This is a genomic window from Pseudomonas asturiensis, assembly GCF_900143095.1.
GTDB lineage: Bacteria > Pseudomonadota > Gammaproteobacteria > Pseudomonadales > Pseudomonadaceae > Aquipseudomonas > Aquipseudomonas asturiensis.
On record NZ_FRDA01000014.1, the window covers coordinates 100,910 to 125,013 of the forward strand.

Consider the following 24,104-nt stretch of genomic DNA (forward strand, 5'->3'; position numbering starts at 1 on the left):
AAAGCATCGCCGGCAAGCCGCCTTCCACAGTCTGTTGATTGCCGCGAGACTTGGGTATAGCGATGAGCACACGTCTGGAGGACGCGTGAAACGAGGCGACGAGGAGAGTCTCTGACTGAATGCAGTCCCCGTGGGAGGCGGCTTGCCGGCGATGGCGTCAGTTCAGTCAGCGATGTGTCGCTTCAGAAAAAGCATCGCCGGCAAGCCGCCTCCCACAGTCCGTTGGCTGCAGCACGGCTTGCGTATAACCCTCAATCCACGCCCACAAATCCGCCCGTCTGGTGCTGCCACAAGCGTGCGTATAGCCCGCCATGGGCCAGCAGTTCGGCGTGGGTGCCGGTTTCGGCGATCTGGCCTTTTTCCAGCACCACCAGCCGGTCCATGCGTGCGATGGTCGAGAGGCGGTGGGCGATGGCGATGACGGTTTTGCCTTGCATCAGGGTTTCGAGGCTTTCCTGAATCGCGGCTTCGACTTCCGAGTCCAGCGCCGAGGTCGCTTCGTCCATGATCAGGATCGGCGCGTCCTTGAGCAATACGCGGGTGATCGCGATGCGCTGGCGCTGGCCACCGGACAGCTTGACCCCTCGCTCGCCGACGTGCGCATCGAAGCCTGTGCGGCCTTCGGAGTCCGACAGCAGCGGGATGAACTCGTCGGCGCGGGCCTTGCGAATCGCTTCCCACAATTGTGCGTCCGTCGCGCCTGGGTTGCCGTACAGCAGGTTGTCGCGAATCGAGCGGTGCAGCAGCGACGTGTCCTGGGTGATCATGCCGATCTGCGCGCGCAGGCTTTCCTGGGTAACGTCGGAAATGTCCTGTTCGTCGATCAAAATTCTGCCGCCCTGTACGTCGTACATGCGCAACAACAGGTTGACCAGCGTTGACTTGCCCGCACCTGAAGGACCAATCAAGCCAATTTTCTCACCCGGTTTTATATCCAGGTTCAGGTTGTGAATGATCCCGTTGCCATTGCCGTAGTGAAAATCGACGCCGTCGAATTTCACGCCGCCATTGGCAATTTTTAGCGGCTGCGCGTTCGGTTTGTCGTTGACCGAGACCGGTTGCGAGATGCTTTGCAGACCATCCTGTACGGTGCCGATGTTTTCGAAGATGCCGTTCACCACCCACATGATCCAGCCGGACATGTTGACGATACGGATCACCAGGCCTGTGGCCAGCGCGATGGCGCCCACCGAAATCAGCGACTGCGTCCACAACCACAGTGCGAGGCCTGTAGTGGTGACGATCAGAATGCCGTTCATCGTGGTGATGGTGGTGTCCATCGAGGTTACGACGCGTCCGGCCAGCTGGCTTTTCTCGGTGTGGTCACGCATGGCTTCGCGCGCGTACTGTTGCTCGAAGTTGGTGTGGGCGAACAGTTTGAGCGTGGTGATATTGGTGTAACCGTCGACGATCCGGCCCATGAGCCTGGAGCGTGCGTCGGAGGAGTCCACCGAGCGCTGTTTGACCCTCGGCACGAAGTACATCAAGGCCAGGACAAAGACCAGAATCCAGGTGCCCAGCGGGATCATCAATCGCCAGTCGGCTTCGGCGAACAGCACCATGGCGCTGATCGCATAGATCAGTACATGCCAGAGTGCATCCACCGACTGCACTGCCGAATCACGCAGCGAGTTGCCGGTCTGCATGATGCGCTGGGCGATGCGTCCGGCGAAGTCGTTCTGGAAGAAGTTCACGCTCTGCTTGAGCACATAGCTGTGGTTCTGCCAGCGAATCAGGTTGGTCATGCCCGGGCTGATGGTCTGGTGCACCAGCAGGTCATGCAGGCCGACGAAGATCGGACGCAGCAGCAGGGTCACCACCACCATCCAGATCAGTTCCGGGCCGTGGAGGCTGAAGAATTCCTTGGGCGCAGTGGTCTGGGCCAGGTCGATAATTCGGCTGAGGTAACTGAACAGTGCGACTTCGATCAGCGCGCCGATCAAGCCCACCACCAACAGCGCAGTGAACGTCGGCCATACCTGACGCAGGTAGTAGGTGTAGAACGCGAAAACAGTATTGGGCGGGGCAGCGGTAGGGGCGTCTTTGAAGATATCGATCAGTTTTTCAAAACGACGATAAAGCATTGGCTATCACACCCACTTGGCGTGGGTTCTCCCTTCATAAGTAAAGGCTCTCCCGTCCGTACCGCGTGAAGCCTGAGCTTCACGCAGCGCAGCTTCCTGTCAGTTGACGCGCTTGGCGGACTTGATCAGGATCGGGTCGTTTGGCACGTTCTGCATGCCTTTCTGGTTGCCGGTCTTTACGTTGACGATCTGGTCGACCACGTCCATGCCCTTGACTACCTTGCCGAACACTGCGTAACCGTAGTCGCGGACGCCGTTATCGAGCATGGCATTGTCATTGGTATTGATGAAGAACTGGCTGGTGGCCGAATTCACGTCTGATGTACGTGCCATGGCGATGGTGCCACGCACGTTATGCAGTCCGTTCTGGGCTTCGTTCTTGATCGGGTTGTTGGCCTTCTTCTGGGCCATTTGCGGAGTAAAACCCCCACCCTGAATCATGAACCCCGGAATCACACGGTGAAAAATGGTGTTGGTGTAGAAGCCGCTGTCGACATAGCTCAGGAAGTTCTGGGTGCTGATCGGTGCCTTGGCGTCCGCCAGTTCGATTTCAATCTCACCGAAGCTGGTGTTGAGCACGACGTGAGTCGGCTTGTCCGGGGCGGCCATCAGTTGGGCGGCGAACAGCACGGAGCAGGCGGCGAGGGCGATTTTTTTCAGCATGAGCAACAGGTCCTTCAATAGAGATATCGACTGTGGCCGGCAAGGTAACCACGTTTGGCTTTTTTTGCCCAGCGTGATCAAGAGGTGTATGCGGTTGCGTTTTTCAGACCCCGGTGCTGGCGATGAATTCCAGCAACGTGCGATTGAACTGTTCGGGCTGGTCCAGAGGCGTCGCATGCCGTGAGTCCTCGATGACCACCAGTCGGGCATTGGCGATGCGCTTTACATACGCTTGCTTGAGCGAAACCTTGGTGTAATCGTGATCGGCGGCAATGATCAGGGTCGGGCAGGTGATGCGCGCCAGTTTGTGCTCCACACCCCAGCCAACGATGGCGTCGAAGCTGGCCAGATAGGCTCGCTTGTCGTTGCGGCCCCAGCGCTCGGCCATCTTGCGCCGCAACTCGGCCTGCTCCGGTTTGGGAAACAGCAGCTTGCCCAGTGCTTTGCCCATGGCCTCCATGCTGACCAGGCGGGCCAGTGTCCAGCGCCTGGCCCATTGCCAGAGATCACCCGGGGTTCTGACCTTGACCTGCGGTGCGCTGTTGACGATGCACAGGCTCTTGAGCAGATGCGGATGATCGACCGCCAGTTGAAAGCCGATCATCCCGCCCATCGACAGACCCACCACATGCACAGGCCCCAGGCGCAGGTGCTCGATCAGCGCTTCGACGTCTGCACTCATGCCCTGAATGCTGTAGCGCTCGTGAGGCTTGTCCGAACGGCCATGGCCGCGCATGTCCATGGCGATGACGCGGTAGTGCCGGGCCAGCGCCGGGATCTGGTATTCCCAGTCCTGACAGCTCGAGCCCAGACCGTGCAGCAGCAGGACGGGGTCGCCCTGACCGTACTCTTCGTAGTGCAGCGAACAGTCGTCATGCTCGAAGAACGCCATGTGCCTACTCCATGTCAGGCTTGTTGAGGGGCTGCAAAGGCCGCTGTCAGCGGCGCGGTGTCGAAGGTGCGGATCAGGTCGATCAGGATCTGCGTCGCCGGGCCCAGCGGTTTGTCTTTACTGGAGTAAAGATAGAACGAAGGATTGCGACTGCCACCCCGGTCCAGCGGCAACACCTTGAGCACGCCCTCCTTGAGCTCGCGCTCAATCAGGTGCCGAGGCAACCAGGCGAAGCCCAGGCCGCTGCTGACAAAGGTCGCCGCCGTGGCGAGGCTGCTGACGGTCCAGCGCTGTTCTGCGCCCAGCCAGCCAACGTCACGAGGTTGCTGGCGGCCTGAGTCACGAATCACCACCTGCAGCTGGCTTTCCAGGTCCTGAAAGGTCAGTTCACGATTGGCTTGATGCAAGGAGTGTTCGGGGTGGGCGACGGCCACGAACTCGACGGCGCTCATCTCGGCGCCCAGATAGCCCGGAATACTCAGCCCGCTGATGGCCAGGTCCGCTACGCCTTCAAGCAATACTTCCTCGACACCTGACAGCACTTCCTCGCGCAAACGCACCCGGCAGCCGCGGCTCTGGGGAATGAACGCCGTCAGCGCTCGCACCAGACGTGCCGACGGGTAGGCCGCATCAATGACCAGTCGCACCTCGGCCTCCCACCCCTGCTCCATGTGGTGGGCGAGGTCTTCAAGCTGGCTGGCCTGCTTGACGAGCTGGCGCGAGCGACGCAGCAGAACACCGCCTGCTTCGGTCAACACTGCCTTGCGGCCATCGATACGCAGCAGCGGAACGCCGAGTTGATCCTGCATACGGGCTACGGTGTAGCTGACCGATGACTGTGAGCGGTGCAAGGCCTCGGCGGCCTGGGCAAAACCACCGTGATCGACCACGGCCTGCAAGGTGCGCCATTGGTCGAGCGTCACGCGGGGCGCTTTCATGCTGTAATTCCTCTTCTCTTTGCTGTCCGTTGTTCTACTCTGACAATCCCGTTCCGGAGACTGCCCAATGAAACGAGTGTGCTGTGTGTTGCTGGCCTTGTTGCCGTTGACGGCCGTTGCCTACCCCATTGAAGTGGAAAAGCAGTATCAGGGCGTCAAGATCGATTACGTGACTCACGACGTCGATCAAGACATAGGTTCCATCGCCGTGAGCAACTTCGGAGACGTGGACGCCAAGTGTGCGGTCGTGTTCGCCAACGGTCCCGAAGCGCCCCGCACCCGACGTGTCCAGGTTGGTGCAGGCAAGAGCGTGAACGTGACGGCCAGGTTTACACGCAGCATCATCAAGCTGCGTATCAAGCTGGATTGCCAGCCTGCATGAGTTCAGGGAGAGTAGAGCGCCGTCCTGCATAAAACAAATTCTTAGATGGATTGAAGCAGGTTTTTGCGCTTTTTCATCGATAAGGTCACGTTTAGCCTGTGCTCCATAGAACATACCCACCTCGTTCAATGGAGCTTCGTCATGTCCCGCGTACTCGTCATCGAAAGCAGTGCCCGCCAGGAGGATTCAGTCTCGCGTCAGCTGACGCAGCAGTTTCTCAGCCAGTGGCAAGCCGCACACCCCAATGATGAGGTCACTGTGCGCGATCTGGCGATCAATCCCGTGCCGCATCTGGATGCCACCTTGTTGGGCGGCTGGATGAAACCCGCTGAACAGCGCAGCGAAACCGAACAGGCGGCGCTGGAACGCTCCAATACCCTGACCGATGAAGTGATTGCCGCTGATGTGCTGGTGCTCGCCGCGCCGATGTACAACTTCGCGATCCCCAGCACCCTCAAGGCCTGGTTCGACCATGTGCTGCGCGCTGGCGTGACCTTCAAGTACACCGAAACCGGTCCGCAAGGTCTGCTGACGGGCAAGCGTGCTTTCGTGCTCACCGCTCGCGGCGGCATCTACACCGGTAGCAGCCTGGACCATCAGGAACCCTACGTGCGTCAGGTGCTCGGTTTTATTGGTATCCACGACGTCACTTTCATTCATGCCGAGGGCCTGAACATGGGTGGCGATTTTGTGGAAAAAGGCATGAATCAGGCGCTGGCGAAACTGGCCCAGGTGGCCTGACCCTTTTTCGTGAGCCTACTCCCGGCTATCCAGCACAATACGACTTGCTCAATAGAAGCGGCTTTTGTTGGGGGCGGGCTTGCTCGCGAAAGCCATGGTTCGGACGCTAGTGTGTCAGCGGATGCGCGTGCCTCTTCGCGGACAAGTCCGCTCCCACGAGGCGAACGTCGTGGGAGCGGACTTGTCCGCGAAGGTGTAGGCAGATTCATTGCCCTGGATCAGGCCCCTGAACAAGCGGGCCGTTGCTCCGGTCAGGCGATGATGTCCGACGCTTGCAGGCCCTGCACCCCTGTCAGCTGGATTTCGAAGTCTGCGTCGATATCGTCGTCGATGTTGCCGTAGAGCACGCCATCGGCGAAGCGAAGCTCGCCGGTATTGTTGGCGCTGAACGCAGCGTTGCCGATAAATACAAACGCATCCCTTGCATCGGTCGACGGACGAGCGTCAATGGCGGAGAACTCCAGCGTGTCGCCCTCGACGGTCTTGAAGCCCTTGATGATGTCACGCAGGTCGCCCAGCCCCATCTCGGTGGGTGCGGTGAACACATACCGGTCGGCACCCGTGCCCCCGATCAGCGTGTCGGCGCCTGAACCCCCTGTCAGCACATCGTCACCTGCGCCACCGGACAAGGTGTCGTTGCCATCACCGCCTTGCAGGACATTGGCGTTCTTGTTGCCGGTCAGCGCGTCGGCAAACCGGCTTCCGGTCAGGTTTTCCGTGAACTTGAGGGTGTCCAGCCCCGAGCCGCCAGTGGCTTGCTGTGCACTGGTGTTCAACGCCACTGTGACCCCTGCGCTGGCAAACTGATAGGACACCGTGTCGTTGCCATCGCGACCATCGAGCACGTTGTCGCCAGCGCTGGCATACAGCACGTTATCCAGCGCGTTGCCGATGGCGTTGGCCGCGCCACTGCCGGTCATCACAAGGTTTTCCAGGTGTGCGCCCAGGGTGTAGCTCGACAAGGCGCTGTACACCGTGTCCGTACCACCGGTGCGCGCATCGGCATTGGTCTCGACCACGCGATCGGCTGCGTCGTCCACGTAATAACTGTCTGATCCGTCGCCGCCAGTGAGCAAGTCAACGCCAGCCCCGCCGTCCAGTACGTTATTGGAGGCATTGCCGGTGATCACGTTCTTCAGCGCATTGCCGGTGCCGTTGATGGCCGAAACGCCGGTGAGCATCAGGTTCTCTGTGTTCGCTCCCAGCGTCCAGGTGACCGATGCCAGTACGGTGTCGATTTGCGATGGCGAGTCGTTGCTCTCGGTCACGGTGTCCAGGGCGTTGTCGACCACGTAGATATCGTTGCCGTCGCCGCCCGTCATGTCGTCCGCACCCTGATCGCCATCGAGCCGGTCATTGCCGGTGCCGCCGACCAGCGTGTCGTCATCGGCGGTGCCAAAAATGTTGCCACCCTCGTTCTGGCCACCGTCGACGATATCGGCCGGGTCGTTGTTATCGCTGGCATCGCCTCTGAAACCCTTGTCATCGGCGATGAAGTCGGCCAGGCGTTGGCCCACGATCTCTGCGGATTCTTCATGCAGGTGCCAGACGTCGTCGGGGTAGACCAGCGGATTGACTTCATAACGCAAGGGCAGGTCGGTGTAGTCCACGGCCAGCTTGACGTCGGTGCGCTCGGTGGCGATGGCTTCCTGCACGCTTCGCACATACCCGGCACCTTCAACGATGGCGTCGATCTTTTCATCGGTGTAGCCCCGCGCCTTGGCAGCGTCGCTCTGATAGTGGCCGGTCTCCATCAGGTACACCGTGAAGTCGCCGATCTGCGCGTGCAGGTAATCGAATACTTTCAGGGTTGAGGCCTTGTAGAGATCGGCGGCCGCCTGTTTGTCGGTGGCGCGGGCGATCTCCTGCGCAGCTTCCTCGCCCTGACCCCAGATAATACCGGTGGTCACCTTGTCGATGGCGGTCAACGACGCCAGTTGCGTCTTGAGCAACTCGGTGGCGCGCAGCAAGGCCTGACCGGGCTGGTCGGTGTCGGTCAGCCACCAGGACACTCGCTGTTCTTCCAGGCTGCCGGTCGAATAGCCCACCACCGTGCTGCCCCCTACAGCCAGGTCAATGCCATCGCCGTTGGCATCGGTGAACTGGCTGCGCACGTCGTAATCGGTGTACTTCGTCAGGTCCTTGACCATCTCCGAGGTGCCGGACTGGTTGTCGTCTTCGGTCATGCGCAGCAGCCGGGCGTTGGATTGGCCCAGCGTCGGCAGGTAGAGAATCTCCTGCGGCGCACGCTGGCCAAATACAAAGTCTGCGTCCGTCAGGGTGTCGAGCAGATTACCGCTCAGGGCGATTTCGAAGCGGTTGCCGTCGGCGTCAGGTGTGGCGGACTTGATGTAGGTCTTGTCACCTGTTTCGTTGAGCGTCATGTACAGCGTGTGGTTTTCGCCGTTGCCCAGGCCCAGAAAGCCCAGTGCGGAGACGTCGATCCGGTCCTGGCCGGGTGTGAAGTCATAGATCGTATCAGTGGCAGTCAGGCCGCCCGCGTCATAGTCTCGGTAGCTGTCGGCGAGGGTGCTGTAGATGAACGTGTCGTCGCCATCACCGCCATACAGCGCATCGCGACCCAGCCCACCGTTAATGGCGTCGGCACCTGTATCGCCGCGTACCGTGTCGTCACCGCCCAGGCCCAGGATCGTGTCATCTCCTTCGGTGCCGTACAGCGACTCGGCGGTGTCGGTGCCGGTCAGGATCCCCGGGGTGACGTTGCCCACGTTTATGGCGAAGCTGTCGGTCACGGATGCGCCCGTCGCGTCGCTGGCGGTCAGCAATACCGAGTAGAGGCCCGATGCCGTGCCGCCCGGTGTGCCGCTGAAGGTCAGCGTCTTGCTGTCGAACTTCAGCCAGTCGGGCAGGGCGCTGTTGTCGGCCAGGGTTGCGCTGTAAGTCAGCGTGTCGCTGTCCGGGTCGCTGAAGCTGCCCGGCTGAACGGTGTAGGAAAACGCTTTGAGTTCGCTGACGCTTTGGTCCATCAACGGTGTATTCAGCGTGGGGGCCTGATTGGCCGAGGAAACGGTAGAAAAGATGAAGTTGGAGGCGCTCAATTTATCGAGCAGATTGCCTTGCAGGGCGATCTCGAAGCGATTGCCGGTGCTATCGACGGCCTCGGTCTTGATATAGGTCTTGGTGCCGTCGCCATTCAAAGACAGGTAGAGAGTCTGCCCGCTGCCATCGCCCAGCCCGCGCACGCCGATGCCGGACAGGTCAATGCGGTCTTCGGCCACGTTGAAGTCAGTGAGGGTATCGCTCTGTTTGGGACCGCTGGCGTTGTAATTGCGGTAACTGTCCAGTCGCGAGGTGTAGACGAACACATCAGCCCCGGCACCGCCGGTCAGTGTGTCGGCATCGGCCCCGCCCGTGATCGTGTCGGCGCCTGCACCGCCGTCAATACGGTCCGCGCCCGCATTGCCGTTGATCACATCGTTGCTGCCGGTGCCGGTCAACGTATCGCCACCTGACGTCCCCTCGATCACATGCTGGAAGATGAAGTGGCTGGCGTTCAGCGTGTCCTTCAGGTTGCCGCTCAGGCCGAGTTCGAATCGGTTGCCACTGGCGTCGGCGTCGAGTGACTTGATGTAGGTGCGGTCCGTGGAGGCGTTGTAGCTGATGTTCAGTGTTCCGTTCTTGCCGCTGCCCAGGCCGCTGAAGCCCAGGTTCGCCAGGTCGATACGGTCCTGGCTGATGTCGAAATCGGTCAACAGGTCGACCGAACTGCTGCTGGCGGTGCGGTAGCTGTCGGTCGGTGCATCGAAGCGGAACGTGTCCGCGCCTGCGCCACCGCTGAGTTTGTCGGCCCCGGCACCGCCGACGAGGATGTCATCGCCCGCGCCACCGTTGAGGGTGTCCTTGCCGTCCAGGCCGAAGATCAGTTCGTTTGCCGCGCCGCCATTGAGGGTGTCGTTGGCCGCGGTGCCTTGTACGGTGACGAGCGGGAAGTCATCGCCTGCGAAGCTGCCATCGCCATAGATGAGGGTCAGGCCTTTGCTGGTGTGGCTGATGGTATTGCCCACCACGCTGTTGCGGTCGGTGCCGTCTTCGTTGCGCTCGGCAACGCCATAAGTGGACTGATCGCTGCCGGTGATCAGGTTGCCACGGATCAGGTTGTCGCTGCCGTTGAAGTACTTGCCGGATACGCCCGATCTGTCGTCGTAGGACTGGATGATGATCTCCGGCACCGCCGCGCCGAGGGCATTGTTGGTCAAGGTGTTGTCAACGATGTCCACCCCGGAACTGCCATAGATGCGCACGCCTGCGCTGGCGTTGTCGTGGATGTTCACGCCGCTCACTGAGACCTGGCTGGACAGCTTGATCAGTACACCTTCGGCTCCGTTGTCGTAGACCGCGCCGCCAGTGATGGTGATGTTGGCGGGCGACGCAATGTTCTCGCTGCCACGCTGCACGACGATGCCGGTGCTGCCGTTGCCGTACGACACGTTGTTGCTCAGGGTGAAGTCGTGGGTGCTGGTCACCACGTTGAAACCGTGACGGTCGTTGTTAAAGGCCACGTTGTTTTCGAACACGCTGTCGCTCAGGTAGTCGGCGACGAAACCGTCCAGGCCGTTACCGTGGGACACGCTGTTCTTGATCACCATGTTCACGGTCTGCTCGTGCGGATCGAAACCGTATCCCGAGCAATCCTTGATCTCGACACGGTCGAGCGTGACGTTGGAATCCTTGCCGGTCGATCCCGGAATGTAGCCGTTGAACCAGCCATCCACCTTGCCGGTGGTGGCGTCACGATTGCCATCCAGGGTCAGATTGTTCATGCCAAAGTCGTGGGTCTCCTCGCCATAAGCCGAACGCACGATGCCGGTAACCTTGGTATCGGAGCCATCGGCCAGCTTGATGGTGGTCTCGCCCATGCCCGCGCCAGATAAGGTGACGTTGCTTTTCAACATCAGGCAACCGTCGGAAGGTTCTTCGCCACCCGAGACGATATACGTCCCGGCGGCCATTACCACCTCGCCGCCTCCGGCTGCCGCTGCCGCATCGATAGCGGCCTGAAGTGCTGCTGTATCGTCCGTGATGCCGTCGCCCAAAGCTCCATAGTCTTTTGCATTGAATATCATGGTGTTACTCCGGGCGACGAAGATTTTAGGTAATGAAGTCAACATTGCAGCGCCCGAAGATGAGACCCTTAATATGAGGAAAGTTGCGCGATATCAGGTGTATTTTCGGCGAAATAGACGCCATCAGCGTCAATAGAGTGACTGTCGTATTTATGACGGGCGATGTGTGGGGCGCCGACAGGTTGGCGTCAAAAACCGGGTGCGGCTGCTATTGTCCAACCCGTCGAATCCAACTTCAGGAGCATCCATGTTCGAACAAGGCCGCTGGCTCAATGAACCCGGGCGATGGGAGGTCTGCAATAACCGCCTCAGCATCACGACAGACGCTGCGACCGATTTCTGGCAGCAGACCCATTACGGCTTCTGCCGCGACACCGGTCATTTTCTCGGCGTGCCCGTCAACGGCGCTTTCACGGCTCAAGTCCATGTGCAGGGTAATTTCAAAACGCTGTACGACCAGGCGGGGCTGATGGTCCGTGTCGACGAGCGCAACTGGATGAAAACCGGCGTCGAAGTCAGCGACGGCGCGCTTATGCTGGGCAGCGTGCTGACCCGTGATCAGTCGGACTGGGCCACCGGATCGTTCGACGAGTCTGCGTCGGGGCTTTGGCTGCGTGTGACAGTGGCCGGGGGCGTGATGCGGATTCAGCACTCAGTGGACGGCCTGCGCTGGCCTCTGTTGCGCCTGGCACCCTTCCCCATGGGAGAGTGTCAGGTTGGGCCGATGTGTTGCAGCCCGGAACGGGGCGGGCTGGAGGTGGTGTTTTCCAGGTTTGAAGTGGGGCCTGCATTGGGCAAGGAGCTGCATGACCTGACGTAAGTGAAGGTCAATCAGTCCCCGTGCCCAAGCGACCGATACCACTCGGCGTAAGGCGTGTTGTCCACCTTGTGCCTGTTCAGGTCAGGCGCGCCATCGGTCCACCAGACCGGACCGCGCTCGCCGAGCGCCACTTTGGCCGCATCGACAGCTGCCCTGGCCTGTTTGATCAGCGGCGGTTTACCTGAGGCTTTCGAGGTCTTTACTGCCCGTCGTGCTGTCATGAGCTCATTGACCAGCCGTTGGCGTTCGTCCTCGTCGAGCGCAGGATTGGAGCAGCGCCACAGCTGTCCTTTGACCACGAAGTAGCGCCCGTCAGGCGTTGTTGGGTTCATGGGGTGAATGTGTGTTTGTCGACATCGATGTGCGTCAGCCCCAGCAACCCGGCCTTGGCCAGCACCTCGTCCGGCGTCGCGTCGGCGTTGGGCATCATCAGGCTGTTTTCCGCATCGCCGAAATGCAGTTCGAGCAGGTGGATGGCGGCTTCGTGAGTGTGCAGTTCGGGTTGGTCGAGTTCCAGGGTGTGGGTGCGCGGCTCGTCCTTGAACAGGTAATCAAGCAGGTAAACTGGCATGGCTGGGCCTCGGGTCAAGAAACGACGATTGATTATCCTGACTGGCGGGCCTGTCTGTAGTTCAGTTGAATGGCTGGGCCGGTTTGTCTGAATCAGCGATATGCCTCGGCCTCAGACTGTCGTTACACTTCCCGTAGAACCTTGCATCATCAGAGACTTGCTCATCCCCCCGATGTGGCCGACGGACCGAGAGACATTGAATGCCTTACGAACTGGATAACCGACTGGTGATTGGCGTGGCTTCCAGCGCCGTTTTTGATCTGCGTGAATCGGACGCAGTGTTCAAGCGTCAGGGCGAGGAGGAGTACCGTACGTTCCAGGAGCAGAACCTCAACAGTCCGCTCTCCAAGGGCATTGCGTATCCATTCATCAAACGCCTGCTCTCCCTCAATGACCTTGCCGAACCCGATGACCCGCTGGTCGAAGTGGTCCTGCTTTCCAGAAACGACCCCGATACCGGTCTGCGCGTGATGAAGACCATCGAGCATTACGGCCTGCCCATGACTCGCGCAATCTTCATGCAGGGCAAATCCCCCTACGAATACATACCGGCACTGAACATCGCGCTGTTTCTGTCGGGTAACAAAGCCGATGTGGAGTCCGCCATCAAGGCCGGGCATCCGGCGGGGCAGGTGCTGGATTCCGAATTCGATGATGATGAGGACGACAAGACCCTGCGCATCGCATTCGACTTCGACGGCGTGCTGGCCGGCGATGAGTCGGAAACCGTCATGCAGGCCTCGGGCCTGAACGAGTTTCATGCCCATGAAGTGAAAAACGTGATGCAGCCGCATCACCCCGGCCCGCTGAAAGAGTTCATGGTGCGAATGTCGAAGATTCAGTCGGTGGAAGAGCAGCACAAGAAAAACAACCCGGATTACCAGAACCGGATTCGTGTCTCCATCGTCACGGCCCGCAACGCGCCGTCCCATGAGCGTGCGCTCAACACCCTGAAAAGCTGGGGCGTAATGGCCAACGATGCGTTCTTCCTCGGCGGCATCGAGAAAGCCAAGGTCCTGGCCGTGCTCAAGCCCCATATCTTTTTCGACGACCAGTCCGGGCACTTGAAGTCTGCAAGCGCCGTCGCACCGTCGGTTCACATACCGTTCGGTGTGACCAATCAGCAGGCGATCGAGCCGCCTGTTCATCAGGTGGGCGAGGTATTAGCCGAGTGATTATGTAATGTCACAGGGTGCTGTTTATAGCTTGTGAAATCAAAAGAGAGAGGACCCTATTTCAAGTAGGAATATTCTGATTTTTGAGTTTTGAAGATTTCATCGCGGCTGAAACAAGACGGGCTGGCGTATGCTGATGCAATGATCGTTGCTCTTGTGATGAGCCGATGTTGAATGGGAAAAATGAGGTGAGCTTGACGGTAGGCAAGCTTGCTGCCTATGCATAGGCAGTGTGAAGTGGCTGCGTTGTATTGTTATGAAGGTGAATGTGGGCTCTCTGCAGATGATGTGCTGTTGGTTGGTCGATGAACAAGACCGGATTTTTTGAACATGGGCGAAGGTAGGTTGGATCGAACAGTGCTGAATTACCTGGTCGAGAAAATATTCTTCTTCGCAGGCTTTGGCCGTAACGCTTTCGAAACGCTAAGTCTTGCCACGCAATTGAGCGATGACCTAGGTCTTGATGGCGAGGATGCCAACGATTTGATGGCGGATTTCTTTGAGCGTTTCAATGTGGCTCCGGGCGACTACGATCATTACCGCTACTTCAAACCGGAAGGCACGGATGTAGGTGTGTTTTTTCGTTCCAGAGAAAGGCGCGCCGGCACACCCATGACGTTAGGGATGTTGTGTGAGGCTGCGAGGATGAAAGCGTGGGATTGCCAAACGCTTGAAGCGATGAGGTTCAGCTCTGTGCCTGTCTACAGTTGTACGGAGGACATACCTGTCGAGGGGTTCAAGATCAGGACAAGGTAATGCATCACGTCACATCGTTTGGCATCACGAATCAGCAGGCGACTGCGCCCGGTGGAGGTCGATCAGGCGGCTGAGGTCGTGAGGGGGGTGATGGCGCAGGCGAGCGGCATTCGGCTCAGGTCAGCCTGGTCAGGTAAATCGCCGGCACCGATTGCACCAGCCATACGCCGTTGTCTGCCTGAAAGAACCGAACGCCTGCTTGCCGCATCCCGGGCACATCCACAGCGAGTAACACTGGCTGTCCGTATCGTTTGCCAACGCTCTTTGCCGTTTCGGGATTGTCGGTCAGATGCACATGATGCCGACTTCCGGCGATCAGTCCCTGAGCCTCAATCGAGGCCATGAAACGTTCAGCTGTGCCGTGATAGAGAAGGTCGGGCGGCGTCTTTTCGAGGTGCTGCACCTCGACCTGCCCGGTGCTATGGCCCTGGGCTGCGCGAATGCGTTGGCCGTCGTGCGAGAGCGTAAAACGCTTCTTGTCGTTTGTCTCGACCACCTCGCACAGCATCTGACGGTCAAGCGTATGGCCTTGCTTGTTCGCGTTCTGGATCAACAGATCGACTTCGGTCCAGCCATCGCGATCAAGATCGAGGTCCATGGATTCGGGGGCGTGGCGCAAGACATAACTGAGTAGCTTGCTGATTTCGTCTCGTTGTTTCTTGTTCAAGGAGATACGCCTTTCAATCGGTTGGAGTCAGTACCGGGTTACAGGGTAGGTATGGGTTGCTTGCACACATACCCGGCGAATGTTTTTCGATTTCTCCACTCTTTCCAGTTTGCAATGAACCAGTCGTGATGAAGGCTTCCGTCCTTTGAGTACATGTCTTTTCCTTGCGCAACATTGAAGAAGAAGACGTGCTCCTCTGACGGGATTGAGCGGATCACTACTTTGATCTTTGCATCAGGTCCGTAAGTGTTGGCAAAAAAACGATTGATGTCGTCGACGTAACGCGAATCCACAATCGTGAACGGTTCTCCGTTCGGCGAGTGGACATCGATCTCTGACAGCTTTTGCTCCGTCAAATAGCTGGAAACCCCCAGCAGGTTTACATGCGTACCAACGGTTATCCATTCGGTTTGACCTGGCGCGATCGTGAGGGTGTTGTTTTCGTTGGGGTTCGGGCTGAGCGTGCATCCGCCTTTGCTTGAGCCTTCTCCAACAGATATCCCCGAGCCGTCAGTCACTGACAAGACAGAGGACGTCAGTGTGATTTCAGTTTGCCCATAATTTCTGATCTGCAGGCTCAGAGAGGCTTGCTCTCTACCATGACGCATTTCAGGGTGGCGGAAGATCGGCGTCAAGCGGGCTTGAATAATCGACAGGGGTTCCGGCTTGCCAATCAGGTTTTTAATGGCGTCCCATGCGCCACCCAGGTCGCTCAAAAAAGTAGCTGTTAACGCTATCGCCGCTGCAAGCGATGCGGCTGTCTTTTTATGTCGTCTGATGAAGTTTTCCACAATTGATCCCATACAACATTCGGTGTTTTCGTTGACCTGTTGGTTGATGAATACTCGGTCATGACAATGTTCCGGCTTGTGGTGAGTCTGCCGCTATCACCTCATTCGCCCCTCGCAAGGCCATGCGCATATCCGCGCCACTGGGCTGCTGATAAAGGCTCAACCCGAACTCCGGCATTACCGCAATCAAATAATCAAAGATGTCGCCCTGAATCCGTTCGTAATCCACCCACACCGTGGTGCGGGTGAAGCAGTAGATTTCCAGCGGGATCCCCAGCGAGGTGGCTTCCAGTTGCCTGACCATGCAGGTCATGTCGGGATTGATCCCAACATGGCTTTTCAGGTAGGCGAGGGCATAGGCGCGGAAGGTGCCGATGTTGGTCATGCGACGGCGGTTGGAGGCGAGTTCGGCGACGTTGCCCTGGGCCTGGTTCCAGGCGAGCAGTTCGGCCTGTTTGCGGCCGATGTAGTCAGTCAGCAGATGGACCTGCATCAGGCGCTGCTCTTCGTCGTCACGCACGAAACGCACGGCGCTGGCGTCGATGAACAGGCTGCGTTTGATGCGTCGCCCACCGGATTGCTGCATGCCGCGCCAGTTGCGGAAGGACTCGGACATCAAACGCCAGGTCGGGATGGAGACGATGGTCTTGTCGAAGTTCTGCACCTTGACGGTGTGCAGGGTGATGTCGACCACATCGCCATCGGCCCCGACCTGTGGCATTTCGATCCAGTCGCCGACGCGCAGCATGTCGTTGCTGGTCAGTTGCACGCTGGCCACGAAAGACAGCAGCGTGTCTTTGTAGACCAGCAGAATGACCGCCGACATCGCGCCCAGACCTGACAGCAGCAACAGCGGCGAACGGTCGATCAGGGTGGCAACGATGATGATCGCGGCAAAGATGTAGAGGATCATCTTTGCCAACTGCACATAGCCCTTGATCGAGCGGGTGCGAGCGTGTTCGGTGCGGGCGTAGATGTCGAGCAGGGCGTTGAGCAGTGTGCCGATGCTCAGGGTCATGAACAGGATCGTGAACGCCAGGGCGATGTTGGCGATCACGCCCTTGCCGGTCGCGCTCAGGCCGGGGACCAGGTTCAGGCCGAACTGGATGACCACCGACGGCACGATCTGCGCCAGTCGGTGGAAGACCTTGTTATGGCGAAAGTCATTGAGCCAGTGCAGGGCAGGCTGACGGCCAAGCATCTTCATGGTGTAGAGAATCAGAAAGCGCGCCACGCGGCCAAGGACCAGCGCGGCAGTGAGCAGCAGGATCAGCGCCAGGCCGGTACGTACCCAGGGATGCTGATCGAGCATGCCCCAGAGTTCCTGCGTTCTGAGCCACAGCGATTGAATGTCCATACAGCAGAAAATCCTGTGAACGAAGAGGGGGGCGTGATTAAAACATTAACGGCGCGGGTCGGGCAGGGGATCGCAAAGGGCGAAACATAATCGGTGGAGCCCAATGATAGCCAGAGTGTGGAAGGCGTTAATGAGGTTCGATAGGCCACTACAGCAGCAGGATGCCCTGACAGAACACTGAACCTGAAAAAACTGCAGTAGACTCGCGGTTCATCAAACAGGGTGTTCACCATGCTGACTTCGATCATTCAACACGTGGGTGCATCGCGTGTTCTGCAGGCAGCGATGATGCTGTCCGGGCTAATGCTGTCGACGCTGACCCATGCTGCGGATGCGCCGGTGACTTACGGTGAGATGGACGCGGCGGCCTATGATCAGGCCACGCGCGAACGCTACACGCTGCAGGATTTCTCCGACCGATACCGCGCCACGCTGGACATTGTCGCCAAGGATGATGTGTTCCGCCCCGGAGTCATCAGCATTTACGACAAGGCCAGCGACCAGGCACTGATCCGGGTGCAGTCCGATGAGCTGGTGCTAGACACCGACGCGAAAACCGGCAAGGTCAAAGCCAATGTTCACGAGCTGCCGTATGGCGAGCAGAGCGTGTTGATCTATCAGGACTTCAACTTCGATGGCATCAAGGATCTGGCGTTGATGGATGGCCAGAACAGCTGCTATCACGGGCCGTCGTTTCAGGTGTTTCTCGGCACGGCAAATGGCTTCACGCACAGCGACTCATTCACCCAACTGGCGCAGGAAAATTGCGGGATGTTCGGGGTGGATGAGAAAAAGCGTGAAATCAGCACCATGACCAAAAGCGGTTGCTGCTGGCACCAGATGGCCACGTATACCGTGCGCAACGGCGAGCCGCTGCTGGAAACCGAGACGGTCATCGATCAGACCGGCAACTCGGGCTTGCCCACCGAAACGGTAGGAGTGAACAAGAATGGCAAGATGACCTACACCACCCACATCCTGTGGGAGGACGATGACCAGCGCGAGATCCTGCTTGCGTTCAAGCTGGCACCGTTGGGCAAGCGCATCGTGATGTTCCGCGCCGCACCGGCTGAACCGGTCAGCTACGCGGCCATCGACGCGAAGGATCAGGTCGGTCTGGTCTATCCGCAAGCTGAAAACGAGCGGTTTGACTACGATGCTGCAACCCATACGTTGAGTTTCGTGCGTGGCGACACGACCTGGCGGATTCTGGCCGACGCGAAGGGCGCACCCAACAGCATGCAAGTGGTGATACGGGGCAAGGTCACCCCACTGACGTTGCTACCCGAACCTGCCCAGGGTTCACTCGACAAGGTGGCACAAGCCTTGAAGGAAAGCGGCGAGTAAGACGTCAGCCCCGATACCTGATCGCCTCCACAAACGCCGTGAATGCCGGTGATGCCTGGCGGCGATTGGGGTAGTAAAGGTGAAAGCCTTCGAAATACGGGCTCCAGTCGGCCAACACTTCCTTTAGGCGTCCGCTGTCCAGATACGGCCTGGCAAGAAAGTCCGGCACGTAGGCCAGGCCAACGCCGTCGAGCGCGGCGTTCATGACGTGGATCATGCTGTTGGAGGTGAATTGGCCGTTAACCCGTGTGTTGAGCTTGCGCCCGCCCTTTTCGAATTCCCAGGCATAACAGTTGCCATTGGGTGAGTGGCGGATGTTGATGCAGGTGTGTTGCGTCAGGTCTTGAGGTATGAGCGGCGCGGCATGTTTCTCGAAGTATTCCGGCGTGCCGACCACGGACAGGCGCCAGTCCGGGCCGAGACGTACGGCAATCATGTCCTTGCTGATCGACTCCCCAAGACGTATCCCTGCATCGAAGCGCTCGCTGACGATATTGGTAAAGCCATAGTCGATGCAGACCTCGACCTGAATGTCCGGATACTGCGCCAGAAAGCCCGCCAGCATGGGGCGGATAATGTTCTCCGCTGCGTCATCGGAGCAGGTCACCCGAATCGTGCCGGCAGGTTTGTCGCGCATTTCGCCCAGCACCGCCACTTCTGTGGCGATCTGATCCAGCAGCGGCCCGATGGTGTTCATCAGTTTTTCGCCGGCTTCGGTGGGCGCCACATTGCGTGTGGTGCGCGCCAGCAAGCGCACGCCCATCCTCTCTTCCAGCCCCCGAATGGTATGGCTCAACGCCGATGCCGTGACGCCAAGTTTTACCGCTGCGCGGGTAAAACTCTGATCCCGTGCGACGGCAAGGAAGGCTTGCAGATCATTCAGTCTGGGTGTGCTCATTGCTGAGTTTCTCTCACAATCACATGGAAATTGTGGCGTCTAATCATCCTAATCCCTTTGCCCTAACCTGTGCTTCACATTTTTACAGGCGTCAGGTCGGCAGCGCGAATGCCTTGTAGCGACCTGCCGACCTCGTCCAGACAGGTCAGTGGAGCATGAAAACATTTGATTCAACCTTGGGGCATAAAGCGCACGCGGCCCACCCGCCTGCGTGGGGCGCGGTTTTTTCAATGGCGCTGTGCGTGGTCGTGCTCATCGCCTCGGAGTTCATGCCGGTCAGCCTGCTGACGCCCATCGCGCAGGACCTTGGCATCAGTCAGGGACAGGCAGGCCAGGCGATTTCCATCTCGGGTTTCTTTGCGGTGCTGACCAGCCTGCTCAACACGCCGCTGACCGGGCGATTTGATCGCAAGAAAGTGCTGCTGGGTTTCAGCTTCCTGTTATTGGTGTCGGGGGTGACGGTCACCTTCGCGTCCAATGGCGCAGTGTTCATGACGGGTCGCGCCTTGCTGGGTGTCGCCATCGGTGGTTTCTGGTCGATGTCCACGGCCACGGTCATGCGTCTGGTGCCGAAGGCGTCCGTTGCCAAGGGCCTGGCGCTGATCAATGGCGGTAACGCGCTGGCCGCAACCGTTGCGGCTCCGCTGGGCAGTTTTCTAGGCCAGTACATTGGCTGGCGCGGCGCGTTCTTTCTGGTAATCCCGCTCTCGATTCTGGCCTTTGCCTGGCAGTGGCTAAGTATTCCGGCGATGAGCAGCCCACAGAAGACCCGGGCTACCAATCCTTTCAAACTGCTGCGCAACCCGCAGGTGGCCATTGGCATGCTCGCGATCATGCTGCTGTTCATGGGCCAGTTCGCGGTTTTCACCTACCTGCGTCCGTTTCTGGAAAGTGTCACCGGCGTGAGCGTGACCACCTTGTCGTTGATGTTGCTGCTGCTGGGCCTCTGCGGTCTGGCCGGCACTTACATGATCGGCTCGCTGCTGCAAAACCGCATGTATGCCTACCTGATCGCCATTCCCCTGGTGATGGCGATGTTGGCCGTCGCCCTTGTCGCGCTGGGTCATTTGCCCATGGCTGTAGCCGTCGTGCTCGGTGTCTGGGGGCTGGTTGCCACGCCTGCACCGGTGGCCTGGGGATTGTGGCTCAGCCGTACGCTGCCCGACGACGCGGAAGCCGGTGGCGGCCTGATGGTCGCGACCATCCAGATGGCGATCACGGTGGGCGCGGGTGTCGGCGGCGAGGTATTCGACCACCTGGGTTGGTGGAGTCCCTTCGTCTTTGGCGCTGTGGTGTTGCTCGGTTCGGCCGGTTTTGCCTGGGCCGCGATGCGCAATGTTCGATTCAGTGAATAAAGCCATAAAGAACGTTCGTTTATCACTCGACTCAGGAAAACCGCAATGAAGAAAATTCTATTGATGCTGGGGCTTTTAATGGGCTCGTATTCGGTAATGGGAGCAGACATGTCCAGAGGCGCAAACAACTTCTACACGAGTGACAAGCTCATTCAGCAGAAGGTGACGTTCAACAATCAGTACAAGATGCGAGTGGCCGGTAACCTGTTTATTCCCAAAGGCTGGGATCCTGATGTCAAGGCACCTGCGATCGTCGTCGGTCACCCGATGGGCGCGGTGAAGGAGCAGAGTGCCAATCTGTATGCACAAAAGCTGGCAGAAAAAGGCTTCGTGACGCTGTCCCTGGACCTGTCTTTCTGGGGCGAAAGTGACGGTCGGCCTCGTAACGCCGTATCGCCGGACATCTATGCGGAGGACTTCAGCGCAGCGGTGGATTTCCTGGGCACCCAGACGTTTGTTGACAAGAACCGCATCGGCGTTCTGGGCATCTGCGGCAGCGGCAGTTTTGTCATCAGTGCTGCCAAGATTGATCCGCGGATGAAGGCCATTGCCACCGTCAGTATGTATGACATGGGCGCTGCCAATCGTGATGCGCTCAATCATTCGCAGACACTGGAACAAAGAAAGAAAATCATCGCTGAAGCCGCAGCGCAGCGTGACGTGGAATTTGCAGGCGGCGAAACCCGGTACACCAGCGGCACGGTGCATGAGCTGACTGAAAAGTCCCATCCCATCGAACGCGAGTTCTACGACTTTTATCGCACCCCACGTGGGGAGTTCACGCCTGAGGGCCAGTCGCCGAAACTGACCACGCACCCGACGCTGACCAGCAACGTCAAGTTCATGAACTTCTACCCCTTCAATGACATTGCCACGATCTCGCCACGTCCGATGCTGTTCATCGCGGGCTCTGAAGCGCACTCGCTCGAGTTCAGTCAGGAGGCTTACAAGCTTGCCGGTGAGCCCAAACAGCTGGTGATTGTGCCGGGTGCCGGTCACGTCGACCTGTACGATCGCGTCGATCTGATCCCGTTCGACACACTGACCGAGTTCTTCAAGACCGGGTTGAAGTAACCGGTTCGACACACGACAGCCCTGCTGAGAAGCGGGGCTGTTTGCGTTCAGTCCTTGATCAGTTCGAACCTGACGTTAAGCGGGCCTGGCTGACGGATCAGGTCCAGCGGTGATTCGAGTGTGCCGAGCTTGATCAGCCCGGGCGAATAGTTGAAGCCTTTGTGGAAGATCGCGATGTTGCCCCAGGGCGCGTAGTAGGCGAAGTCTCCTGCTTTCGGCGTGATGCCGGGCGCCGCGCCTTGGGTGTTCAGCTTGCGTGGCAGCACGTTGATCTTCTCGGTCGAGGCGTAGTCTTCCAGAACCACGTCGAGCGGTAGCAGGGCGACGAAGTCTCGGGAGGTCTGATGGTCTTCAAGCGTGAACGTCAGGGTCTTGCCATTGGCGAGCATTGCGATACGCATGGGGTGTTCTCGGGTGGGGTTCCGGGCTGTTTCAGCAAGGGCCGGATGCGGCATCAGTGTCGGCAGCGCGCTGATATAGAGCAGGGCGGTCAGCAGTTTTCCAGAGCAGCGAGTGTGCAGTGTTTTTCGGGGCATCGGGTCTAGGCCTGTAACGACTGAAGCTTGAATAACAGGGTGGCCCCAAGCATAGGTCACTCGTCGTCGTTCATTACCCGGCGGGCGTTGCATGCGGATGTGAGCGTTGCTCAGTAATCGACTCATTTAAGGCTTCATGACCACACGGGACGCTTAGCGTGACTCCCACCTCTTGCAGCGACTAACGGACTGTGGGAGGCGGCTTGCCGGCGATGCGTTTTCTGAAGCGACCTATCAGCGACTGAAGTGACGCCATCGCCAGCAAGCCGCCTCCCACAACCCCGTGTTTGCTGCGCGACAGCGCGGCGTCGAAGACGGTGGGGATTTCTCACAGGCGATGCATTCAATCAGGCATCCTTGTTTTGACTCGGTTTTGCGCTACTTGCGCACGTGTGGATAACAATCAGCCAGCCCTCCACCTCAGTGGACAGCCCCGCCTGCAACCCGCTATGGTCGCGCCCTTCAAAAGAGAGGCGAGTATGGGCTATCTACTTTTCGTGACGCTGATCCAGGCGTTTTCCTTCAGCTTGATCGGTGTCTACCTGGCAGGCCATGTCGACAGTTATTTTGCGGTGCTGATCCGTGTCGTGCTGGCCGGGCTGGTGTTCATCCCGCTGACGCGCTGGCGTCAGGTCGAGCCTGCGTTCATGCGTGGCATGCTGCTGATCGGTGCGCTGCAGTTCGGCATCACGTACGTGTGCCTGTACCTGAGCTTCAAGGTGCTGACAGTGCCCGAAGTGCTGTTGTTCACCATTCTCACGCCCCTGCACGTCACGCTGATTGAAGACGCCCTCAACCGGCGCTTCAACCCTTGGGCCTTGCTCGCCGCGCTGGTCGCCGTGCTGGGCGCAGGCGTCATTCGTTACGACGGGCTGGACGGCAACTTCCTGGGCGGTTTCCTGCTGTTGCAACTGGCCAACTTCACCTACGCGGCCGGGCAGGTTTTGTACCGGCGTCTGGTGGTGCGTTACCCCAGCGACCTGCCGCACTATCGCCGCTTCGGCTATTTCTACCTGGGTGCGCTGGCGGTCGTGCTGCCTGCGTTTCTCGCTTTCGGCAACCCGCAACGTTTACCCGAAGACCCGGCCCAATGGAGCGTGCTGCTGTTCCTCGGTCTGTGCTCGACCGCGCTGGGCATGTACTGGTGGAACAAAGGTGCCTGCATGGTTTCGGGTGCCACACTGGCGGTATTCAACGTGTTGCATGTCCCGATCGGGCTGCTGATCAACCTGATGATCTGGAATCAGCACGAACCGTTGAGTCGGTTGTTGATCGGCGGCATGCTGATTCTGGTGTCGCTGTGGATCAGTCGGTTGGGCTCGCGTCGTGAATCAGCCATAGCAGCAGGTCACTGACCACATCTTGAAGGCTCTTTATCCAGACCGTGTCAGCCGGTTAAAGAGCCTTGGGAACCTGCTAATTACTGAACCAACGAAAATGTGCAGTTTTCGGGCTGCGTGTTCTCGCAAACGTAACTGATAGAGCCAAAATAGCCGGGCTCTTTTTTCCACGAGTCGCCTTCGGTTTTGACCGTGAATTCTTCTTCGTTTTTCGGGACGAAATATATGTCGAGGGACATGCCGTAATCTGCTTTATAGACGCATGTCTGAAATTTTTGAGGAGAATTTTCATCTGCCTGGAGGACCGTAGCTTTTTGAAAACTGGCTCGGCCAAGATCAAGCTTGTTAACGGGCGTCTTGCTGGTCCAGTTACCCTTTTCGCCTTTCGCCGTATAGATACCGGCGGAGTCCTGCGAAATTGCCGAGGCAGCCGGACAGTGCTCTATTGCCAGCGATGCAGTAGAAAGTCCCATGAGCAGCGTCGCGGCTGCTACGCCTGATACTAGGATGTTCATAGATAGTCCTTTATCTATAGAGAATATATATTTCTGGATTTCAATAGGCGCCATCATCGTCTCGGCATGTTTTGCCTGATACCCGCCAAGCAGATGGCTATAACGACAACCCTTTTAG

22 protein-coding genes are annotated in these 24,104 nt (G+C 58.7%); 9 read left to right on the plus strand and 13 right to left on the minus strand.

Features of this window, described 5'->3' with window-relative positions; translation table 11 throughout:
• Positions 1-251 precede the first annotated feature (251 nt).
• The 4 genes from BUB69_RS21405 to BUB69_RS21420 all read right to left on the minus strand — a co-directional run bounded on the left by BUB69_RS21405 (position 252) and on the right by BUB69_RS21420 (position 4,577).
• On the minus strand, positions 252-2,084 hold the full coding sequence (locus BUB69_RS21405) for an ABC transporter ATP-binding protein (protein ID WP_073170233.1): 1,833 nt from the start codon (positions 2,082-2,084) through the stop codon (positions 252-254).
• A 99-nt stretch (positions 2,085-2,183) separates the two neighbouring features.
• On the minus strand, positions 2,184-2,747 hold the full coding sequence (locus BUB69_RS21410) for a peptidylprolyl isomerase (RefSeq protein ID WP_073170235.1): 564 nt from the start codon (positions 2,745-2,747) through the stop codon (positions 2,184-2,186).
• A 103-nt stretch (positions 2,748-2,850) separates the two neighbouring features.
• Positions 2,851-3,639 (minus strand): alpha/beta fold hydrolase, encoded by a 789-nt coding sequence (locus BUB69_RS21415; RefSeq protein WP_073170237.1) that lies wholly within the window; start codon positions 3,637-3,639, stop codon positions 2,851-2,853.
• A 14-nt stretch (positions 3,640-3,653) separates the two neighbouring features.
• Positions 3,654-4,577, minus strand: a complete 924-nt coding sequence (locus tag BUB69_RS21420; RefSeq protein ID WP_024687610.1) for a LysR family transcriptional regulator — start codon at positions 4,575-4,577, stop codon at positions 3,654-3,656.
• A gap of 67 nt (positions 4,578-4,644) precedes the next feature.
• On the opposite strand from BUB69_RS21420, the gene BUB69_RS21425 reads away from it, so the two are divergent.
• Positions 4,645-4,959, plus strand: a complete 315-nt coding sequence (locus BUB69_RS21425) for a 3-phosphoglycerate kinase (RefSeq protein WP_073170239.1) — start codon at positions 4,645-4,647, stop codon at positions 4,957-4,959.
• Positions 4,960-5,100: 141 nt separating this feature from the next.
• Positions 5,101-5,700, plus strand: a complete 600-nt coding sequence (locus BUB69_RS21430; protein ID WP_073170241.1) for an FMN-dependent NADH-azoreductase — start codon at positions 5,101-5,103, stop codon at positions 5,698-5,700.
• 251 nt (positions 5,701-5,951) lie between these two features.
• Here BUB69_RS21430 and BUB69_RS29205 read toward each other — a convergent pair whose 3' ends face one another.
• Complete coding sequence (locus BUB69_RS29205; RefSeq protein WP_073170242.1) at positions 5,952-10,784, minus strand: M10 family metallopeptidase C-terminal domain-containing protein; 4,833 nt, start codon at positions 10,782-10,784, stop codon at positions 5,952-5,954.
• A 247-nt stretch (positions 10,785-11,031) separates the two neighbouring features.
• Here BUB69_RS29205 and BUB69_RS21440 point away from each other — a divergent pair, with 247 nt between their 5' ends.
• Entirely contained in the window at positions 11,032-11,604 is a 573-nt protein-coding gene (locus BUB69_RS21440) for a DUF1349 domain-containing protein (RefSeq protein ID WP_073170244.1), read from the plus strand.
• Positions 11,605-11,615: 11 nt separating this feature from the next.
• Here the strand turns inward: BUB69_RS21440 and BUB69_RS21445 are convergent, their stop codons facing one another.
• On the minus strand, positions 11,616-11,936 hold the full coding sequence (locus tag BUB69_RS21445) for a hypothetical protein (protein WP_073170246.1): 321 nt from the start codon (positions 11,934-11,936) through the stop codon (positions 11,616-11,618).
• A complete protein-coding gene (locus BUB69_RS21450; RefSeq protein WP_073170248.1) occupies positions 11,933-12,175 on the minus strand; it encodes a hypothetical protein in 243 nt (80 codons plus the stop codon). Before BUB69_RS21450 ends, BUB69_RS21445 begins: the two co-directional genes overlap by 4 nt.
• A 200-nt stretch (positions 12,176-12,375) precedes the next feature.
• On the opposite strand from BUB69_RS21450, the gene BUB69_RS21455 reads away from it, so the two are divergent.
• Together BUB69_RS21455 and BUB69_RS21460 are read left to right on the plus strand one after the other, a co-directional pair.
• Positions 12,376-13,350, plus strand: a complete 975-nt coding sequence (locus BUB69_RS21455) for a 5'-nucleotidase (RefSeq protein WP_073170250.1) — start codon at positions 12,376-12,378, stop codon at positions 13,348-13,350.
• Between the two features lie 357 nt (positions 13,351-13,707).
• A complete protein-coding gene (locus BUB69_RS21460) occupies positions 13,708-14,106 on the plus strand; it encodes a DUF1493 family protein (RefSeq protein WP_425439396.1) in 399 nt (132 codons plus the stop codon).
• A gap of 115 nt (positions 14,107-14,221) precedes the next feature.
• Here the strand turns inward: BUB69_RS21460 and BUB69_RS21465 are convergent, their stop codons facing one another.
• The 3 genes from BUB69_RS21465 to BUB69_RS21475 are packed head-to-tail and all read right to left on the minus strand — an operon-like array spanning position 14,222 to position 16,921.
• Entirely contained in the window at positions 14,222-14,773 is a 552-nt protein-coding gene (locus BUB69_RS21465) for an RNA 2'-phosphotransferase (protein ID WP_073170252.1), read from the minus strand.
• Between the two features lie 38 nt (positions 14,774-14,811).
• A complete protein-coding gene (locus BUB69_RS21470) occupies positions 14,812-15,564 on the minus strand; it encodes a hypothetical protein (RefSeq protein ID WP_141121888.1) in 753 nt (250 codons plus the stop codon).
• 58 nt (positions 15,565-15,622) lie between these two features.
• Entirely contained in the window at positions 15,623-16,921 is a 1,299-nt protein-coding gene (locus BUB69_RS21475; protein ID WP_073170256.1) for a mechanosensitive ion channel family protein, read from the minus strand.
• Between the two features lie 231 nt (positions 16,922-17,152).
• On the opposite strand from BUB69_RS21475, the gene BUB69_RS21480 reads away from it, so the two are divergent.
• Entirely contained in the window at positions 17,153-18,268 is a 1,116-nt protein-coding gene (locus tag BUB69_RS21480; protein ID WP_073170258.1) for an XAC2610-related protein, read from the plus strand.
• A 4-nt stretch (positions 18,269-18,272) separates the two neighbouring features.
• Here BUB69_RS21480 and BUB69_RS21485 read toward each other — a convergent pair whose 3' ends face one another.
• Positions 18,273-19,166 carry a LysR family transcriptional regulator gene (locus BUB69_RS21485; protein ID WP_073170260.1) on the minus strand — a complete coding sequence of 298 codons (894 nt, stop codon included), beginning with the start codon at positions 19,164-19,166 and terminating at the stop codon, positions 18,273-18,275.
• A 155-nt stretch (positions 19,167-19,321) separates the two neighbouring features.
• Here BUB69_RS21485 and BUB69_RS21490 point away from each other — a divergent pair, with 155 nt between their 5' ends.
• Together BUB69_RS21490 and BUB69_RS21495 are read left to right on the plus strand one after the other, a co-directional pair.
• Complete coding sequence (locus BUB69_RS21490; protein WP_073170263.1) at positions 19,322-20,521, plus strand: MFS transporter; 1,200 nt, start codon at positions 19,322-19,324, stop codon at positions 20,519-20,521.
• Positions 20,522-20,566: 45 nt separating this feature from the next.
• Positions 20,567-21,595: an alpha/beta hydrolase gene (locus BUB69_RS21495; RefSeq protein WP_073170265.1), complete on the plus strand. Its 1,029-nt coding sequence runs from the start codon at positions 20,567-20,569 to the stop codon at positions 21,593-21,595.
• 47 nt (positions 21,596-21,642) lie between these two features.
• Here BUB69_RS21495 and BUB69_RS21500 read toward each other — a convergent pair whose 3' ends face one another.
• Positions 21,643-22,131 (minus strand): cyclophilin-like fold protein, encoded by a 489-nt coding sequence (locus BUB69_RS21500; protein ID WP_084537152.1) that lies wholly within the window; start codon positions 22,129-22,131, stop codon positions 21,643-21,645.
• 479 nt (positions 22,132-22,610) lie between these two features.
• Here BUB69_RS21500 and BUB69_RS21505 point away from each other — a divergent pair, with 479 nt between their 5' ends.
• Positions 22,611-23,486, plus strand: a complete 876-nt coding sequence (locus BUB69_RS21505) for an EamA family transporter (protein WP_073170268.1) — start codon at positions 22,611-22,613, stop codon at positions 23,484-23,486.
• A gap of 65 nt (positions 23,487-23,551) precedes the next feature.
• On the opposite strand, the gene BUB69_RS21510 is transcribed toward BUB69_RS21505, so the two are convergent.
• Positions 23,552-23,986, minus strand: a complete 435-nt coding sequence (locus BUB69_RS21510) for a DUF3757 domain-containing protein (RefSeq protein WP_084537155.1) — start codon at positions 23,984-23,986, stop codon at positions 23,552-23,554.
• Positions 23,987-24,104 lie beyond the last annotated feature (118 nt).